The 17,898-nt window shown below is 69.9% G+C and carries 15 protein-coding genes; 2 read left to right on the forward strand and 13 right to left on the reverse strand.

Annotation, left to right across the window (positions count from 1 at the left end):
* Nucleotides 1-27 precede the first annotated feature (27 nt).
* From rodA to PWG71_RS15345, 8 genes are all read right to left on the reverse strand, one after another.
* Nucleotides 28-1,203, reverse strand: coding sequence for a rod shape-determining protein RodA (gene rodA / locus PWG71_RS15310; protein WP_274810380.1), 1,176 nt, complete (start codon nt 1,201-1,203; stop codon nt 28-30).
* A 3-nt stretch (nt 1,204-1,206) separates the two neighbouring features.
* Nucleotides 1,207-3,279, reverse strand: a complete 2,073-nt coding sequence (gene mrdA / locus PWG71_RS15315; RefSeq protein WP_274810406.1) for a penicillin-binding protein 2 — start codon at nt 3,277-3,279, stop codon at nt 1,207-1,209.
* 44 nt (nt 3,280-3,323) lie between these two features.
* Nucleotides 3,324-3,896: a rod shape-determining protein MreD gene (mreD, locus tag PWG71_RS15320; RefSeq protein ID WP_274810381.1), complete on the reverse strand. Its 573-nt coding sequence runs from the start codon at nt 3,894-3,896 to the stop codon at nt 3,324-3,326.
* 2 nt (nt 3,897-3,898) lie between these two features.
* The gene (mreC, locus tag PWG71_RS15325; RefSeq protein WP_274810382.1) at nt 3,899-4,801 is read right to left on the reverse strand and encodes a rod shape-determining protein MreC; all 903 of its coding nucleotides are present in this window, start codon (nt 4,799-4,801) and stop codon (nt 3,899-3,901) included.
* Nucleotides 4,801-5,835: a rod shape-determining protein gene (mreB, locus tag PWG71_RS15330; RefSeq protein WP_274810383.1), complete on the reverse strand. Its 1,035-nt coding sequence runs from the start codon at nt 5,833-5,835 to the stop codon at nt 4,801-4,803. Before mreB ends, mreC begins: the two co-directional genes overlap by 1 nt.
* A 362-nt stretch (nt 5,836-6,197) precedes the next feature.
* On the reverse strand, nt 6,198-6,605 hold the full coding sequence (gene ndk / locus PWG71_RS15335) for a nucleoside-diphosphate kinase (RefSeq protein ID WP_274810384.1): 408 nt from the start codon (nt 6,603-6,605) through the stop codon (nt 6,198-6,200).
* A gap of 94 nt (nt 6,606-6,699) precedes the next feature.
* Nucleotides 6,700-7,086 carry a DUF4233 domain-containing protein gene (locus PWG71_RS15340; RefSeq protein ID WP_274810385.1) on the reverse strand — a complete coding sequence of 129 codons (387 nt, stop codon included), beginning with the start codon at nt 7,084-7,086 and terminating at the stop codon, nt 6,700-6,702.
* A gap of 37 nt (nt 7,087-7,123) precedes the next feature.
* Entirely contained in the window at nt 7,124-8,476 is a 1,353-nt protein-coding gene (locus tag PWG71_RS15345) for a bifunctional folylpolyglutamate synthase/dihydrofolate synthase (RefSeq protein WP_274810386.1), read from the reverse strand.
* 112 nt (nt 8,477-8,588) lie between these two features.
* Between PWG71_RS15345 and PWG71_RS15350 the strand changes: the two genes are divergently transcribed.
* Complete coding sequence (locus tag PWG71_RS15350; protein WP_274810387.1) at nt 8,589-9,836, forward strand: hypothetical protein; 1,248 nt, start codon at nt 8,589-8,591, stop codon at nt 9,834-9,836.
* 101 nt (nt 9,837-9,937) lie between these two features.
* Here the strand turns inward: PWG71_RS15350 and PWG71_RS15355 are convergent, their stop codons facing one another.
* The 4 genes from PWG71_RS15355 to PWG71_RS15370 all read right to left on the reverse strand — a co-directional run bounded on the left by PWG71_RS15355 (nt 9,938) and on the right by PWG71_RS15370 (nt 15,256).
* A complete protein-coding gene (locus tag PWG71_RS15355) occupies nt 9,938-10,372 on the reverse strand; it encodes a DUF1801 domain-containing protein (RefSeq protein ID WP_274810388.1) in 435 nt (144 codons plus the stop codon).
* 305 nt (nt 10,373-10,677) lie between these two features.
* Nucleotides 10,678-12,081 (reverse strand): LVIVD repeat-containing protein, encoded by a 1,404-nt coding sequence (locus PWG71_RS15360; RefSeq protein ID WP_274810389.1) that lies wholly within the window; start codon nt 12,079-12,081, stop codon nt 10,678-10,680.
* Between the two features lie 122 nt (nt 12,082-12,203).
* A complete protein-coding gene (locus PWG71_RS15365; RefSeq protein ID WP_274810390.1) occupies nt 12,204-13,625 on the reverse strand; it encodes an LVIVD repeat-containing protein in 1,422 nt (473 codons plus the stop codon).
* A gap of 215 nt (nt 13,626-13,840) precedes the next feature.
* On the reverse strand, nt 13,841-15,256 hold the full coding sequence (locus PWG71_RS15370; protein ID WP_446725033.1) for an LVIVD repeat-containing protein: 1,416 nt from the start codon (nt 15,254-15,256) through the stop codon (nt 13,841-13,843).
* 314 nt (nt 15,257-15,570) lie between these two features.
* Here PWG71_RS15370 and PWG71_RS15375 point away from each other — a divergent pair, with 314 nt between their 5' ends.
* Nucleotides 15,571-16,281, forward strand: coding sequence for a DUF305 domain-containing protein (locus PWG71_RS15375; protein ID WP_274810391.1), 711 nt, complete (start codon nt 15,571-15,573; stop codon nt 16,279-16,281).
* A gap of 377 nt (nt 16,282-16,658) precedes the next feature.
* On the opposite strand, the gene PWG71_RS15380 is transcribed toward PWG71_RS15375, so the two are convergent.
* Complete coding sequence (locus PWG71_RS15380) at nt 16,659-17,474, reverse strand: sulfite exporter TauE/SafE family protein (protein ID WP_274810392.1); 816 nt, start codon at nt 17,472-17,474, stop codon at nt 16,659-16,661.
* Between the last annotated feature and the right edge of the window lie 424 nt (nt 17,475-17,898).

Below are 17,898 nucleotides of genomic sequence, written 5' to 3' on the forward strand. Positions count from 1 at the left end.
CTCCGGTCACGGGTTCTCCACAGATCCCTATTCGAACCCCCGGTCCCGGGAGTTGACGCCCAGCACCAGCCCGAGCGCCAGCAGGTTGGCCAGCAGCGCCGTACCGCCGTAGGACACGAAGGGCAGCGGGAGACCGGTCACCGGGACGATGCCCAGCCCCATGCCGATGTTGATGAAGGTCTGGAAGCCGAACCAGGAGGCCACCCCCACGCACAGCAGGCGCGGGTAGGGCTGGTCGCACCCCCGGGCGATCCGCAGGATCCGCCACAGGATCACCGTGAACAGGCCGATGACCAGACCGGCCCCGACGAACCCGAGCTCCTCCCCCGCGACCGTGAAGATGAAGTCGGTGTGCTGTTCGGGCACGAACCGGCCGTGCGTCTGCTCGCCGTGGAACAGGCCGGTCCCGTCGAAGCCGCCCGACCCCACGGCGATGAGCGCCTGATTGGCGTTGTAGCCGGCGCCCTGCGGGTCCGCCGACGGGTCCACGAGGGTGGCGATGCGGTCGAGCTGGTAGGGCTCCAGCATGTCGAACCACCACACGCAGAACCCGGCGGCCACGCCCACCAGCAGCATCCCGACGACCCAGAAGACGGGTGCGCCCGACAGGGTCAGCATCCCCAGGAAGATGACGCCGAGCACCAGGGTGGTGCCCAGGTCCGGCTGGAGCATCACCAGGGCGAGCGGGAGGGCGAGCGCCAGCAGGCAGAACAGCACGTCCCGCGTCATCGGCCGGACCTCGCCGTCCCGGGGCTCGCCCAGCAGGGTGGCCAGGACCAGGATGAGACCGACCTTGGCCAGCTCACTGGGCTGGAACTGGAAGCCGCCCACGACGATCCACCCGCGCGAGCCGTTGATGACGGCGCCGAGCGGTGTGAGCACCAGGATCAGGGCCACCAGGGTGACGACGTAGACGATGGGCGCGTACGCCCGGAGAGACCGGTAGTCGACCGAGGCCACGGTCAGGCACACCGCCCACCCCACGACGAGGTGGATCAGGTGTTTGCGCAGGTGCTCGGTGGCGTCCAGCGGGTTCCCGCCGTCGCCGGGCTGGGTCGCCGACCACACCAGCAGGGAGCCGATCGCGCAGAGCGCGATCACCGCCAGGAGCAGGACCCAGTCCAGCCTGCGGGCGGCGCCGGCGGCGGTCACCGCCGTGCGGCCCAGGTCGATCCCGCGCGCGCGGGGCGAGTGTACGGTCATGGGTCACCGGTCCAGTGGGTCGATGGAACCGTCGGGGCGCACCGTGGGCAGCTCGGCGCGGGGCCGGCCGTCGGGCAGCGCGGGCTCGGCCGCGTCGCCCTCGCCGAACCCGTAGATCCCGTCGTAGATCTTCCGGGCGATGGGCGCCGAGGTCGTACCACCGGTGCCGCCCTGGGAGACGAACACGACGACGGCGAACTGCGGATCGTCGGCGGGCGCGTAGGACACGAACCACGACGACACCTGTCGGTTCTGGGCGTCGGCGCTACCGGTCTTTCCGGCGATGGACACCTTGTCCTGCGGGAAGTCCGCGAAGGCGCCGCGTCCGGTACCGGACTTGGTCACCTCCTCCAGGGCGTCCTGGAGGTAGCGGATGGTCTCGTCCTTGACCGGCACCTTCCCGGCGACGACGGGCTCGATCTCCTGGACGACCTCGCCGTCGGCGGAGACCAGCGCTCGGGCCACACGCGGTTCGTACAGGGTGCCGCCGTTGGCGATGGCGGAGTAGGCGCGGACCAGCTGGAGCGGGCTGACGAGCACGTCGCCCTGGCCGATCGAGAAGTTGACGGCCTCGCCGGCCCGCCACTGGAACCCCTCGACACACTGTTCGTAGGCCAGGCGCTTGAGGTAGGAGGCGTGGGACGGGTTGGTCTTGGCGACCTCCGGGTAGCCCTCCTCGCCGCGACGGCAGTTGTTCTCGCGGGTCTCCTCCCAGAAGGTGCGCTTCCACTCCCGGTCGGGGATGCGGCCGCCGGTCTCGTAGGGCAGGTCGATGCCGGTCGGGGCGCCGAAGCCGTACCCGCGGGCCATCTCGGACATGGCCTCCTTCGGCTCGCCCTCGGGTTCGAGGCCGCCGTCCTTGACCCACAGCTGGTAGCCGAAGTTGTAGAAGACCGTGTTGCAGGAGACGACGATGGCCTTGTGGAGGCTGATGGTGCCGTGCCCGCCGCCGGCGTAGTTGGCGTAGTTCTGTCCGGCGAGGTTGACCGAGCCGGGGCAGGCGTAGGTGCTGCGCAGCGAGTAGCCGTTCTCGACGGCCGCCGACAGCGAGGAGACCTTGAACGTGGAACCGGGCGGGTACTGGCCCTGCACGGCCCGCGACAGCAGCGGTTCCCCGGCCTCCGCGCTGAGCAGTTCGTCGAAGGTCTCCTGATCGATGCCGCCCTGCCAGATGGCGGGGTCGTAGGTGGGCAGACTGGCCATGGCGACGATGCCTCCGGTGCGCACGTCCAGGACGATGGCGGCCCCGGAGTCGGCCTTGTACCGGGGGCGGGCCGCCTTCATGCCGGAGGCCAGCGCCTCCTCGGCGATCTTCTGCACGCGCGTGTCCAGGTGGGTGATGATGTGCATCCCGGCCCGGGGCGGCCGGTCCGCGATGACGTCCATGACCTCGCCGTGGTTGTTCACCCCGAAGGTGCGCTCACCGGCGGTGCCGCGCAGCTCGGAGTCGTAGATCGCCTCCAGTCCGTCCCTGCCGACCTGGTCGATACCGGTGAACTGGGTGCGCAGTTCCTCGCGCGCCTCCAGTTCCTCCTGGGTGACGGGCTGGAGGTAGCCGAGGATCTGGCCCGCCTCGGCCCCGTTGGGGTATTCGCGGACGGCGTGGGCCTGGGCGGTGATCCCCGGGTAGTCGTCCGAGCTCTCCATGATCTGGAGGGCGATGGCCGGATCGATGTCCTCGGCGAGGGTGACGGGCTGGTAGGGGGAGCCGGGCCAGCAGGGTCGCTCCACCTCGGGGCCGCACAGGCGCATGCGCTGTCGCAGCTCCTCCACCGGAACGTCGAGCGTCTCGGACAGGTCGGTGAGGACCTTCTCCCCGCCGTCCTTCATGCCCATGATCTCGTGGTAGTCGGCGGAGACGACGAGTTCGGTGCGGTTGCTCACCAGGGGTCGTCCGGCGGCGTCGAGGATCTGGCCCCGGGTGGCGGGGACGACGAGACGCTGGTGGTGGTTGGCGACGGCCAGGTCGCGATAGTGGTCGGCCATCGGCACCTGGAGGTACCACAGGCGCGCGCCCAGGACGGCGAACAGGGCGACGACGAGGACCTGGGCGATGACGAGGCCCGCCCGCCCCATGCGGGGGCCGGGCAGGGTGGGGTCCGTCGGCGGTCGGTGCACGGTCACCACCCCCGGGGGGACATGGGTCCCTGGACGGTGGCGAACTCGTGGTCGACCATCAGTTCCCGCAGCCACAACAGGGGCAGGGTGACCAGTGGGCTCACGAGCAGGGTCAGCGCGCTCCCCACGACGGTGGTGACGGCGATGTCGGCCGGGCCGGTCCCCGGGTCCCCCACGAAGAGGCCCAGGCCGGCGTAGGCCAGGCCCACCCCGGCCGAGGTGACCAGGACGACGCCCACGGCGAACCACCGGGAGGTGCGGCCGGAGACGGCGCCGGGCGCGCCGGTGTTGCGGTGCACCAGGGCCACCAGGTAGCCGGCCAGGCACAGGACCAGCGTGTAACGGCCGATCGCGTGGTCGGCCGGGGGCAGCACGTCCAGGGCCAACCCCATGCCGAAGCCCCAGCCGGCGGCGGCCGCGGGGCTCGTGGTCAGGGCGATGGCGACGATGGCGGCCACGGCCAGGTCGGGTCCGGGGCCGCCGTCGGACAGCGCTCCGAACGGGAGTCGGTTGACGACGACCGTCTGGGCGAGCACGATCAAGGTCACCGAGAGCAGGGTCAGCGCGGACCTCATCGTCACTTCTCCTTCTCCGGCGCGTCGGGCTTGGGCGGGAGCACGGAGTCCCTCGGGTCCTCGGCGGGACCGGCGACGACGACGCCGACCAGGTCCAGGGAGGCGAAGTCGACGGCCGGGGCCAGACGGGCGATGCGGCTGAGCGCGCCCGGGGCGGCCTGCACGTCCTCGACGGTGCCGACGGGCACCCCCGGCACGAAGGGGGCGCCTTCGTGCGAGCCGAGCGTGACCACCCGGTCGCCCGCCTCGACGGGGGCCTCCATGTCGAACAGTTCGAGGGTCAGGTCGGCCTTGGGGCCGCCCGGGACGGTGCCGCCGGTGACGACGCCGATCTTGCGGGTGGACTCCAGCCGGGCGCCGACCGCCGAGGTGACGTCGGTGGCGAGGAGCACGGTGGCGGTGCGCGGCCCGGCCTCGATGACGCGGCCGACGAGGCCGGCCCCGTTGACGACGGTCATGTCGGTACCGATTCCGGACTCGGTGCCGACGTCGACGGTGACGACATCGGCGTAGCCGTGTGAGGTGGTGCGGGTGACCGCCTGCGCCGGGACGATCTCGTAACCGCCCAGGCCGGAGAGGTGGAGGAGTGCGTCGAGCTGCTCGGCCCGCCCCTCGTCGAGGCGGGCGGCCCGCAGCTCCTCCTCCAGTTCGGCGTTGGTCTCCTCCAGTTCGGCGATCCGATCGGCGGACCGGGGCGCCATGCGCAGGGTTCCGTAGAGGTCGGCGGCGGGCGCGGTGACGTGTCCGACCCCGGCGGCGGCGGGAGCGAAGACCAGTTCGCCGCCCGCGCGGGCCGCGGCGGTGAACGGGTTCCGGCCGGAACGGCCGTCCAGGACCAGGAGGATCACCGACAGGGCGACCAGCACGGCGAGGACGATCCGGGACCTCGGGGTGTCGCGCAGCATCAGCGCCGCCGTTCGGGGACGAGGACCTGGTGGAGGCGCTCGTAGTTCTCCACACAGGTGCCGGAGCCGATGGCGACCGAGTCCAGGGCGTTGTCGGCGACGTGGATGGGCATGCCGGTCTCGTGCAGGAGCCGTTCGTCGAGGCCGCGCAGCAGGGCCCCGCCCCCGGTGACGGCGATGCCGCGGTCCATGATGTCGCCGGACAGTTCCGGCGGGCACTTGTCGAGGCTGGCGCGGACCGCGTCGATGATGGCGATGACGGGTTCCTCGATGGCCTGCCGGACGTCGGACTCGGACATGACGATGGTCTTGGGCAGGCCGCTGATGAGGTCGCGGCCGCGCACCTCGGCGTGGAGTTCCTCGGCGCCGGTCGGGTAGGCCGAGCCGATGGCGAGTTTGAGTTCCTCGGCGGTGCGCTCCCCGATCATCAGGGAGTACTCCTTCTTGACGAAGGTCATGATGGCCTGGTCGAGTTCGTCGCCGCCGACGCGGATGGACTGGGAGGTGACGATGCCGCCCATGGAGATGACGGCGACCTCGGTGGTGCCGCCGCCGATGTCGACCACCATGTTGCCGGTGGGCTCGTGGACGGGGAGCCCGGCGCCGATGGCGGCGGCCATGGGCTCCTCGATGATGTAGACCCGGCGCGCGCCCGCCTGGTAACCGGCCTCCTTGACCGCGCGGTGTTCCACGGAGGTGATCCCGCTGGGCACCGCGACGATGATGCGCGGTTTGGCGAAGTGGCGACGCCGGTGGATCTTCTGGATGAAGTAGCGCAGCATCCGCTCGGTGATCTCGAAGTCGGCGATGACGCCGTCCTTCAGGGGTCGGATGGCGGTGATGTTGGTCGGCGTGCGGCCGATCATCTGCTTGGCCTCGATGCCGACGGCGACGATCTTGCCCGTCGAGGTGTTGAGTGCGACGACGGAGGGTTCGTTCAGGACGATGCCGCGACCACGCACGTACACGAGCGTGTTGGCGGTTCCCAGGTCAACGGCCATGTCCCGGCCGAGAAAAGCAAGGTTGTTCGGCATGTAACGTCCTCAGAGGCGCCGTGTCGGACGTGGTTACACAGGGCGACCATACGTAGTCGTTCCGGCACGATAGGTATCCAGTCTCCCGTATCGTAACGGTACGCACTTACATGATTACGCAAACACACCGAATTATTGTCTCCGGAGTCCGCGAGACGCGCGAAAGTCCGGTGATAACGCCGCGAACGCATGCGGATCGAACCGGTTCGGAGCCCCCGCACCGAGGACCGGGCCGCGCGGAGAGGAAAGTGTAACCGCGGCCCCCTCACCGCGTCCGGGGTTCGGCCGGATTCCCGCCCTCGGACACCGCGAAGGGCCGCCCCCGCGGGGGCGGCCCTTCGGTGTTCGGCGTCCGACCGGGTTCAGCCCAGGTCGGGGAAGAACAGCTTGATCTCGCGCTCGGCGGAGTAGGTGGAGTCCGAGCCGTGCACGATGTTCTGCTGCACCTCCAGGGCGAAGTCGCCCCGGATGGTGCCGGGGGCGGCGGTCACCGGGTCGGTGGCGCCGGCCAGGGCACGGAAGGCCTCCACCGCGCGCTCGCCCTCGACCACCAGTGCCACCAACGGACCACCGGTGATGAACTCCACCAGCGAACCGAAGAACGGCCGCTCGGAGTGCTCCTCGTAGTGGGTCTTGGCGGTGTCGGCGTCGAGCGTGCGCAGCTCCATCGCGACGATCTTCAGGCCCTTGCGCTCGATGCGCGAGATGACCTCTCCGACGATGTTGCGACGGACGCCGTCCGGCTTGATGAGAACGAGAGTGCGTTCCACGTGCGATTCAACTCCTCACTGGACTCCGCGTGGCGCACACGGGCACACGCCCACGGCGTCTGTGCACGCGGAAACGTGCGTCACACTATCGCGTTCAGGACCCCGACGAGGCACTGACGGCGTTCCCCGCCTCCGCCTCCTCCTCGGCCCGTGCCCGGGCCAGGTGCGCGGCCTTCATCTGGTCGGTGCGGCGCCCCATGATCACACCGGTGACCCACAGGGAGACGAAGACCACCGCGATGAGCATGGCACCCGAGACCATGAACGAGCTGAACAGGAACGCGGCCTGCAACACCCAGGCGGCGTAGTGCGCCCAGCGGTACTTCTGGAGCCCGGCGAGGACCAGGGCCGCGGCGGCCATACCGCCCCACAGCCCGCCGGCCAGGGCCGGGTCCATCCCCTCCAGGGAGATGGCCACGGGGATGAACAGGCCGATGACGATGACCTCGAAGATCAGTACGACGGCGCAGACGACACGCACGATGGGTTTCCCTTCGTCAGTGAGATCGTCGGCCCGCTCACTCCCCCGCGCCGCGCAGCAGGTGCACCGCGTCTCCGGCGGTGACCACCGAACCGGTGACGAGCACACCGGTACCGCCGAACTCGCCGCTCTCCTCGGCCAGGCCCACGGCCAGGTCGAGGGCGTCGTCGAGTCGGGGCGCCACGTGTACGCGATCCTCGCCGAAGACCCCCACCGCCAGGGCGGCCAGGTCCTCGGGTTCGAGGGAGCGGGGTGAGGAGTTGCGGGTGACGACGATCTCGTCGAGCAACGGTTCCAGGGGATCCAGGATCCCTTCGACGTCTTTGTCGGCCATGATCGCGACCACGCCCACCAGTCGGGAGAAGCCGAAGGCCTCCTCCACGGCCGCGGCCGTCGCGATCATTCCGGCCGGGTTGTGCGCCGCGTCGGCGACGACGGTGGGGCTGGTGCGCACCACGTCCAACCTGCCGGGTGAGTCCACCCCGGCCAGCGCCTCGGAGACGATGGCCGGGTCCAGGCCCGCCGCGTCCTCGCCCGTGGCGGCGAACGCCTCGGCCGCCGCGATGGCGACGGCGGCGTTGCCCGCCTGGTGGGCGCCGAACAGCGGCAGGAAGAGACCGTCGTAACTGCCGGTGAGGCCCTTGACGGCGATCTGTTGTCCGCCGACCGCGACCTCGCGGCTCAGGACTCCGAACTCCAGGCCCTCCCGGGCGACGCGGGCACCGACCTCGGCGGCGTTGCGCAGCAGTGCCTCGGCCGCGGCCACCGGCTGCTGGGCGACGACCGCGACGGAATCGGGCTTGATGATGCCCGCCTTCTCGTCGGCGATGCCCTCGACGGTGTCGGGGAGGTACTCGGTGTGGTCGATGCCGATGGGGGTGACGACCGCGACGTCTCCGTCGACGACGTTGGTGGCGTCCCATCGACCGCCCATGCCCACCTCGACGACGGCGATGTCGACCGGGGTGTCGGCGAAGACCGCGTAGGCCATGACCGTCAGGATCTCGAAGAACGACAGCGGTGCGTCGTTCATGGAGTCGGCCATCTCGATGTAGGGGCGGATGTCGTCGTAGATCTCGACGAACCGCTCCTGGGAGACGGGCTCCCCGTCGATGACGATGCGCTCGCGTACGGTGCGCAGGTGCGGGCTGGTGTAGCGGCCCGTGCGCAAGCCGCGGGCGCGCATGATCGCGTCGATCATGCGGGCCGTGGAGGTCTTGCCGTTGGTTCCCGTGACGTGGATGACCCGGAAGTTGCGGTGCGGATCGCCCAGCAGGTCCAGGAGGGTGCGGACGCGATCCAGGCGCGGGTCGATGTCGGTCTCGGGAGCTCGGGAGAGGATCTCCGCCGTCACCTCGGCGTAGCGCCCTGCGGCGCCGTCCTCACTCACGACTTTTCGGAGGTCGGGGTGTACACACCGCGTCAGTGTACGCGGCTTCACCGGGCCTCGGACGCCGGGTGAGGAGTCCGGTCCGCGATATCACCCGGACCATACTGGAACCATGCCCGTCATTGACCCTTTCTTCGTCGAGTGGTCCGACCGCGCCCCCGGTCTGACCCGTGATCTGCCCCGCGCACTGGAGCTGTTGCGCGCCCTGGGCCTGGACCGCGAGCGGCCCCCGGTGCTGGGCGTGGTGGGTTCCAAGGGCAAGGGCACCACCGCCACGACGGCGGCGGCCGCGCTGGCGTCGGCGGGGCTGCGGACCGTGCTGGCCACCGGACCGAGTTTCCGTTCCTACCGGGAACGGGTGCGGGTGGACGGGACCTCGGTCACCGACGCGGTGCTGGAGTCCCTGGGCACGCGGATCGACCGGGTCCGACGGACCCTGCCCTCCCCGGAGGAGGCGGGCGGGTACCTGGCGCCGAGCGGGCTGTTCCTCGTGGCCGCCCTGCTGCACGCCCGCGACATCGGTGCCGACGTGTGCGTGCTGGAGGCCGGTATGGGCGGCCACCGCGACGAGTTGCGGCTGATCGGCCCGGAGGTCGTGGCCATGGGGGCGATCTTCGCCGAACACGTGGGGATCCTCGGGAACACCGTGACCGAGATCGCCCGGGAGAAGACCCGGGTCGTCGGGGAGCGCACCCGGGCCCTGGTGCGCCTGCCTCAGGTCCCGGAGGTCGCCGCCGCCGTGGACGCCGCCCTGGTCGAGGTCACCGGGGGGCGTGTGGTCGCCGAGGTCGCCGACCCCGACCGTCCGGGGGCGGAGCCGCCGGTGGGGTTGCGCCCGCCGGGGTTGTCGGCGGCGTCCGGGGTGCTGGGCACGGCCGCGGCGGCGCGGACCCTGGAGTGCCTGGGCCGCCGACCGCCGGATCCGGAACGGCTGCACGCGACCCTGCGCACCCTGCGGTTGCCGGCCCGGCTCTCGCGGCATCCGGTGCCGGGGGCGGCGGGGGCCGAGGTCATCGTGGACTCGGCGATCGATCGGGTGGGGGTGGCCACCGCGTTGGCGCACGCCCGCTCGGTCTGGGGCGGGGTGGACCACGTGCTGCTGTGCCTGCCCGACCACAAGGACGTCTCCGGTGCGGTGGGGGTGCTGGGGGACCTGCCGGTGACCATGGTGCGCCTGCCCGAGGCGCACCTGCGCTTCGAGTACGCCCCGCCCGCGCACTGGGGTCGGGCGGACACCGAGGAGCTGTCCCCGGCGCGGGTGGCCGCCCTGGGCGATCGGGTGCTGGCACTGGGCACGGTCTACTTCACCGGCCGGATGACGGAGGTCCTGGACGTGCCCACGGACCGTCTCTTCGGCTGATCCCGAACGGGGCGGGGCTGGTCCACCGGTCGGGGACGCGCGGCGCTCGTGGGCGGTGACGCGGCTCCGGGAGCCGCGTCACCCCCGCGGGACGGAACCCCTCAACCGGCGATCCGCCTGACGATCCCGGCCAGCCGCTCCCAGGCCTCCTCGGTCGGCTCGGTCAGCGCGTACGCCGTCGGCCACAGGCCGTCGTCCTCGTCGAGATCCGCCTGCGCGGCGAACCCGAACGTCGAATAGCGCTCCTTGTCCAGGAGCCCGCTACGGAAGAAGCACACCACCTTCCCCTTCCTCGCGTAGCCCGGCTGCCCGTAGTACGGCTTCGGCGCCAGGTCCGGGGCGAAGGTGGTCACGATCGCGTGCACGCGCTCCGCCAGCGCCCGGTCCCCTTCCGGCATCTGCTCGATCTTCGCCAGCACGTCCGCCTCGTCGGCCGCCGCCTTGTCCGCGGACCGGCCGCGCCGCTCCCGCGTCCTCAGCTCGGCCGCGCGCGCCTTCATCGCGGCGCGCTCCTCCTCGGAGAAACCCTTCGTCATGGCGTCCCGTCACCCTTCCTCGCGGATCTCGATGCCGTCGCCATCACCGACGATCCTTTTCCGCCCATGGTCGGCGACCATGGGGTCCACCACCATGATGGACACTCGGAACGGTGGAGGGCTTCTCCGTTCCTGACCGGTCTCCGGCCACCGGAGGGCCCTCGCGTCGACCTCCCCGAGGCGACCGGCCGCGCGATCCGGGTGCCGGAGGTGCCCCTCGGCGGCTTCTCCGTACGGGCGGCCCCGGACGCGAAGGGGCGGGGACGGCGCGTCCGCGCCGCCCCCGCCCGGGTGAGGTGTCCGCCCTAGCGGCCGGGGCGGTAGCCCTGCTGGCCCTGCGGGTTGAGCTCGTCGAAGCGAACGCGCTCGGCGGCCCGCAGACGCGGGTCGGTGATCTTCAGGACGTCGAGTCCACGGGTGATGTCGTTGGAGTAGACGTAGCCGTTGTAGTAGTAGGTCGACCAGGTGTCGTTGTCCAGGACGCCCTCCTCGACGCGGGAGTCCACGTCGAAGTAGCCGATCTCCTTCGGCTTGGCCGGGTTGTTGAAGTCGATGACGGAGACGCCGCCCTGGTACCAGGACTGGACGAAGAAGTCCTGGCCCGGAACCGGGATGAGCGAACCGTTGTGCGCCACGCAGACCTGGTCGCCCTGGTGCCGGTCGATCTTGTAGTAGCTGGCGAACTCCAGGACCGGCTCGGCCTTCTTCCCCTTGATCCGGTAGATCGCGTTGGCACCGCGCTCCGGGCCGATGGCCTCGGTGCAGGTCGGGGCGCCGCCGCCGCCGAGCTCGTCGGTGAACAGCACGTTCTTGGCGTCGTTGGTGAACGTCGCCGAGTGCCAGAACGCGAAGTTCGGATCCTGGACGACCTCGGTGACCACCGGGTTCACGGGGTCGGAGATGTCCATCAGGACGCCGTCACCCATGCAGGCGCCCGCGGCGATGTCGTACTCGGCGTAGACGGTGATGTCGTGGCATCCCTGGGTGGGCAGCAGCAGGCCGGGCTGGCTGTGGTTGCCGCCGTCCGGGAACAGGACCGGCTCGTTGACGACCGCGGCGGAGGCCGGGTCGTCGTGCGGCACCTCGATGATGGAGATCTTGTCGTGCGGCGGCTTGCAGTTCGGGAACCGCTCCGAGGGCGAGTACGAGGACACGTAGATGAGGTCGCTCTCGCCGTCCTCGCCCGGGACCAGGGTGTTGGTGTGCGAGCCGCAGTCGGTGCGCACCGCCGCCACGTACTGCGGATTCTCCTTGTCGGAGATGTCGAAGATCCGGATGCCCTCGAACCCGTCGGGGTCGGTGGTCGCAACGGCGGGCGCGCCGCACTCCTCGCCCGCCCGCGGGTAGTCCACGGAGAAGTACAGCAGGTCTCCGCTGACCGACACGTCACCCTGACCGCCGGGACACAGGACCTCGGTGAGGACGGTGGTGTTCTCCGGGTCGGAGATGTCGTAGATGACGAAGCCGTCGTAGTTGCCGCCGATGGCGTGGTCGCCGGTGAACGCCAGGTCGGAGTTGACGTTGCGGACGGTGGAGGGCTTGGGCACGTGGGCCACGTGCTCGATGTTGGAGCTGTGGATCGCGTCGGCCGGAGGCGTGTCCGCGTGGGCGGTCGCCGGGCCGAGCAGACCCACGAGCAGGGAGGTCGCGGCGGTCACGGCCAGAGCGGTGGCGCGACGCGGACCTTTCCTGTTGCGTGCTGTAGGCATGGGGACTCCTGTGCACTAGGGGGTGAACGGGGGGTACGCGAAGGGGCCGCGGCGTGCACGGCCGCGGCCCCTCTCACGTCACCCGTCCCGGCCCGGTGCGGACCGGGGGGCTTCGGTGCGGCTCAGCGGCGGCCGGGGCGGTACTCCGGCTGCGACTGCGGGTTGAACTCGTCCATGCCGACGCGCTCGGCAGGACGGAGCCGGGGCTCCGTGAGCTTGATGACGTCGAGTCCTCGGGTGATGTCGGAGGAGTAGACGTAGCCGTTGTAGTAGTAGGCCGACCAGGAACCGCCGAGGACGAGGCGGTCCTCGTTGATCGGGGCTCGGTCGAAGTAGCCGATCTCCTTCGGCTTGGCCGGGTTGTTGAAGTCGATGACGGAGACGCCGCCCTGGTACCAGGACTGGACGAAGAAGTCCTGGCCCGGAACCGGGATGAGCGAACCGTTGTGCGCCACGCAGTTCTCGGTGGTGCTCTGGAGGCGCGGGATCTTGTAGTAGCCCTCGAATTCCAGTTCGAGGTCCTTCTTCTTGCCCTTGAAGCCGTCGATCGTGTAGATGGCGTTGGCACCGCGCTCCGGGCCGATGGCCTCGGTGCAGACCGCGCCGCCACCACCGCCGAGCTCGTCGGTGAACAGGACCGTGGCGCCGTCGTTGGTGAACGTCGCCGAGTGCCAGAACGCGAAGTTGGTGTCGCGGACGACGTCGGTGACGACGGGGGCGGTCGGGTCGGAGATGTCCATCAGGATGCCGTCGCCCATGCAGGCGCCGGCCGCGATGTCGTGCTCCGGGTAGACGGTGATGTCGTGGCAACCGCTGGTGTTGGTGTTGCCGCCGTCGGGGAAGAGCACGGGGGCTTCGATGACCTGCGCCGAGGCGGGGTCGTCGAGGGGCACCTCGATGATGGAGATCTTGTCGTGCGGCGGCCGGCAGTTCGGGAAGTTGACCGAGGGCGAGTACGAGGAGACGTAGACGTACTCGTGCTCGCCGTCCTTGCCCGGGACCAGGGTGTTGGTGTGCGAGCCGCAGTCGGTGCGCACCGCCGCCACGTACTGCGGATTCTCCTTGTCGGAGATGTCGAAGATCCGGATGCCCTCGAACCCGTTGGGGTCACTGGTGGGCACGGAGGGGGCACCGCACTCGTCACTGGCACGCGCGTAGTCGACGGAGAAGTACAGCAGGTCTCCGCTGACCGACACGTCACCCTGACCGCCGGGGCACAGGACCTCGGAGACGACCTGCGGGTCCTCCGGGGAGGAGATGTCGTAGATGACGAAGCCGTTGTAGTTGCCGCCGATGGCGTGGTCACCGGTGAACGCGAGGTCGGAGTTGAAGTCGCTCATCGCCTCGGTCTTGGGGACGTTGGCGACGTGCGTGACGTTGGCGCTGGTGTCGGCGTCACTGACGAAGGTCTGGTCGGCGACGGCGGCGGAAGGAGCGAGGAGACCACCGACGAGGGCGGCGGCGCCGGCGAGGGCGACCGATCCCCTCTTCAGTCTGGATCTCCGCGAGCGCGGCGACGAGGTGTGCGTGGGGGACGACGCCATGGGGGCTCCTGTTCGGGTTTGGCGCTGAACAGGAAAAAAGTACACACTTCAACATCTATCTGTATAGGGGGGAACAAAAGAAACAGGCCGGTTAACACACTGTCAATACGTCCCGGTCCGGTTGCGCACGGCGCCTAGATTCGCGTGGAGGGCGATGACGGGCCCCTCCGGCGGACCGCGTCACCACCCCGGTTCGGTCCTTGACCGTCACGTTGTCACGGGTGCCCCTCAGGTCCGGAGAAGGAGGGCTGGGACTGGGGATTGAACTCCTCCATGACCACCTCGCGCGCCGGTTCCAGGCGTGGGTCGGTGAGCCGCAGAACGTCGAGCCCGCGCCGGATGTCGGACGAGTAGACGTGTCCGTTGTAGTGGTAGGCCGACCAGGAACCGGCCGTGCGCAGGGTCTGGGGATCCCACGGACCCCGATCGAAGTGGCCGATCTCCACGGGGCGGTCGGGGTCGGTGAGATCGATGACGGAGACCCCGCCCTGGTACCAGGACTGGACGAAGAAGTCCTGGCCCGGAACCGGGATGAGCGAACCGTTGTGCGCCACGCAGTTCTCGGTTTCGGTCTGGTGACGCGGCATTTTGTAGTAGCTCCTGAATCGCAGTTCGCTCCGGTCCCCCGAGCGGTCCACCGAGTAGATCGCGTTCGCTCCGCGCTCGGGTCCGATCTCCTCGGTACAGACCGCCCCGCTCCCACCACCGAGTTCGTCGGTGAAGATCACCGTGCCGGCGTCGTTGGTGAAGGTCGCCGAGTGCCAGAACGCGAAGTTCGGGTCCCGGACCCGGTCCAGGACCTGCGGGGCGACCGGGTCGGAGACGTCGAGCAGCAGGCCGTCCCCCAGGCAGGCCGCGGCGGCGATGCCGTGCTCCGGGTAGACGGTGATGTCATGGCAGCCGGTGGTGGAGTCCGCCCCGCCGTCGGGGAAGAGCATCGGTTCGGCGACGACCCGGGCGGCCGCCGGATCGGCCAGTGGCACCTCGATGACGGCGATCTTGTCGTGCGGCGGCCGGCAGTTCGGGAACCGCTCCGAGGGCGAGTACGAGGAGACGTAGACGTACTCGTGCTCGCCGTCCTCGCCCGGGACCAGGGTGTTGGTGTGCGAGCCGCAGTCGGTGCGCACCGCCGCCACGTACTGCGGATTCTCCTTGTCGGAGATGTCGAAGATCCGGATGCCCTCGAACCCGTCGGGGTCGGTGGTCGCAACGGCGGGCGCGCCGCACTCCTCGCCCGCCCGCGGGTAGTCCACGGAGAAGTACAGCAGGTCTCCGCTGACCGACACGTCACCCTGACCGCCGGGACACACGACCGTGGACACGACGGAGGGCCGGGTGGGGTCGGAGATGTCGTAGACGACGAACCCGTCGTAGTTCCCGCCGATGAGGTGGTCGCCGGTGAACGCCAGATCGGAGTTGAAGGCGGCCTCGCGGTCCAGCGGCGTCGGCTTGGGCAGCCCGGCCACATGGATCATCCCCTCGGCCGTGACCTCGTCCTCGGTCCCGGCCCGGGCCCGGGGGGCCGCGGTGGCCGCGGTGGCCGCGAGCAGCAGGACGAGGGTCGCGCCGACCCCGCCCCAGCGCAGGAGGACGCCCGGTGGCCGCCCTCCTCGTCCGTTCCCCCCGCCCACGGCACACCCCCGATGAACACATGGTGCAATATATTGACTACTTTGTGTTGTACTCCCCCCTTAAGTCGTGGACCAGGAGAAACACCGCGAGACATGCAGAGTGCCCACATCGGACAGACCGCGCACTCAAGACACATGGAGTGAACGAAACGATGCCGACACGGCCCCAAGGGTGGACAGAACACCTCGGGAGTGAGTAGAAAGCCCACCAGAGCGTTCTCCTCCGGCCGGGACCACCGCGCACGCCGCGCGGCCCCCGGAGGCGGCGCACAGCCCCGGGCCCGCCCCACACTTCCGTTCTTGGAGGACATCCCGTGCGTCGCCTGGCACTCGCGGCAGGAACCGTTCTCGCGCTCCTCGGAGCCTCGGCCTGCACCGGGGAGGACGAGCCGCAGGAGTCGGCGAACGTCATCGCCCCCGGTGCCCCGGGAGAGTCGTCGTCACCGGCCACCGCCGACCAGATCGCGGCACTGGCCGAAGAACAGGGTCACAACGAGGCCGATGTCTTCTACCTGGTGAAGATGATCGAGCACCACGCCCAGGCGTTGGAGATGACCGACCTGGCCCCCGAGCGCCACGAGCGCGACGGGATCGGGGGCATCGCCGAGCGCATCTCCGCGGCGCAGGAGCCCGAGATCACCGCGATGGAGGGCTGGCTGGAGGAGAACGTCTTCGGCCCGGCCCGGGAGAACCCCGCCCACCAGAACTTCTGCGGTCTGGGCGAGGACGCCGCCCACCACGAAGAGGGGGGCGACGTTCCCCGGTGCGACCTCCAGGTGGACCACGAGGACATGCCCGGCATGGTCTCCGAGGAGGACATGGAGCGGTTGGCCGCCGCGGAGGGCGACGACTTCGACCACCTCTTCGTGGAGCTGATGACCGCCCACCACCAGGGCGCGGTGGAGATGGCCGAGGAGGTCCTGGAGTTCGGCAAGGACCAGACGGTGATGAAGATGGCCAACGACCTCATCGCCGAGCAGAACGTCGAGATCGATCGGATGAAGGCCGTCCTGGAGGACGAGTGACCGGTCGGCCCCTCCCCTCCCGGCCGACACCGTAGGCTCTCGTTAGGTATGTACCATTCTCATCGTTGTGCCACCTACTTGTCCGAAATGGCGCGACGATGAGAATCGAGCGCGTCGTCTTGGAAACCGACATCGAGGCTCGGCCCCACCACCGTTCAACGCTGCGCGAGCCGATGCGGTGCACCGGTCACGGAGCCCGGCTCCTACGCGACCTGGAGCGGCCCGACGTTCAATCCATCGCACCGGCCGAGGAATTCACGGTTCACCTGCGGTCCAAGAGCGGGACAGCAGGCCGAACCCGAGACTGGTCGCGCAGCAGTCCGCGGGATAGGTGGAAACCATGGGCCACCACCGGGTTCTGACGGGCACCGGCCGGTTCAGTCGTGGCGGGCGAGCTTAACCGCCGAGACGAGCAGGATCACCGCCAGCACGGGGATGAGCACCAGGTCCGGCACCACCCCGAGCAGCAACCCACCCAGCACGGCACCGACCACCGAGCCCGCGATCATGACCAAGGTGAAGCGCACATTGGCGCCCAGCACCGCGAAGCTGCCGTCGCGGCTGTAGCGGGCGAAGGCCACCAGCATCGTGGGCAGCGACACCACCAGCGACAGACTGCCCGCGGTCTTGATGTCCACGGCGAACAGCAGCACGATCGTGGGGATCAGCAACTCGCCCCCGGCCACGCCCATGATCGCGGCGACCACCCCGATCCCGAACCCGGCCACGACCCCGGCGACGACCTGTGCCCACAACGGCAGCAGGAGCGTGCCCAGCGTGGTGGTGTGGGTGGCCACCAGAGCGGCGGCCATGAGCACCATCAGCCCTGCCAGGACCTTGTAGAGGGTGGCCGAGCGCATCCGCACCGCCCACGTCGCCCCGACCCAGGCGCCCACCAGACTCCCGGCCAGCAGGTTGACGGCCACCGGCCAGTGCACGATCAGATCAGAGGCGGGAACGGCCACCAGACGGGCGGGGAGGGCCACCAGGACCACGACCAGGCTCATCGCCTTGTTCAAGATGACCGCCGACAGGGCGGCGAACCCGAACAGGCCGATCAACAGCGGTAGGCGAAACTCCGCGCCGCCCAGGCCGATCATCCCGCCCAGCACCCCGATGGCCGCCCCGGCGACGAACACCAGCGGCATGGACCGCGTCGATCGCACGGGGGTGAGGTCCTTGTCGGTGACCATGGTGAGCGCTCTTCCTGTTCACGGGCCCTGCCCACCCGTGGAGCGGCCCACCTGCGGGGAACTGTACCGGGCACCCGCTCACGCCACCGTGATCGGGGAAAGGGCTCCGTGCCCTGCCCTCGGAAGGCACCCCCGTGCGGGCCACGATGAGGACTGTCGCCGCAGAATCGGACAGAACGATGAGACGGATCAGGCGTCGTCTCGTTGAGGGACTGGTGCCTCGCGCCAGTTCGTGATGCCTTTCGAGGACAACCCCGCTGAGAACCTACAGACACGCACGAGGGGCCCTCCCCTACGGGAGAGCCCCTGCGTTCGGTCGCCGAGAAGGAGGGTCAGGCGGACTTCTCGCGGCGTTCCCGGGCGATCTGGGCGCGGGGCACGATCGTGGGATTGACGTTGTCGATCACCGTCTCCCGCGCGATGA

Origin of the sequence: Nocardiopsis sp. N85 (assembly GCF_028882275.1) — a bacterium.
Taxonomy (GTDB): domain Bacteria; phylum Actinomycetota; class Actinomycetes; order Streptosporangiales; family Streptosporangiaceae; genus Nocardiopsis; species Nocardiopsis lambiniae.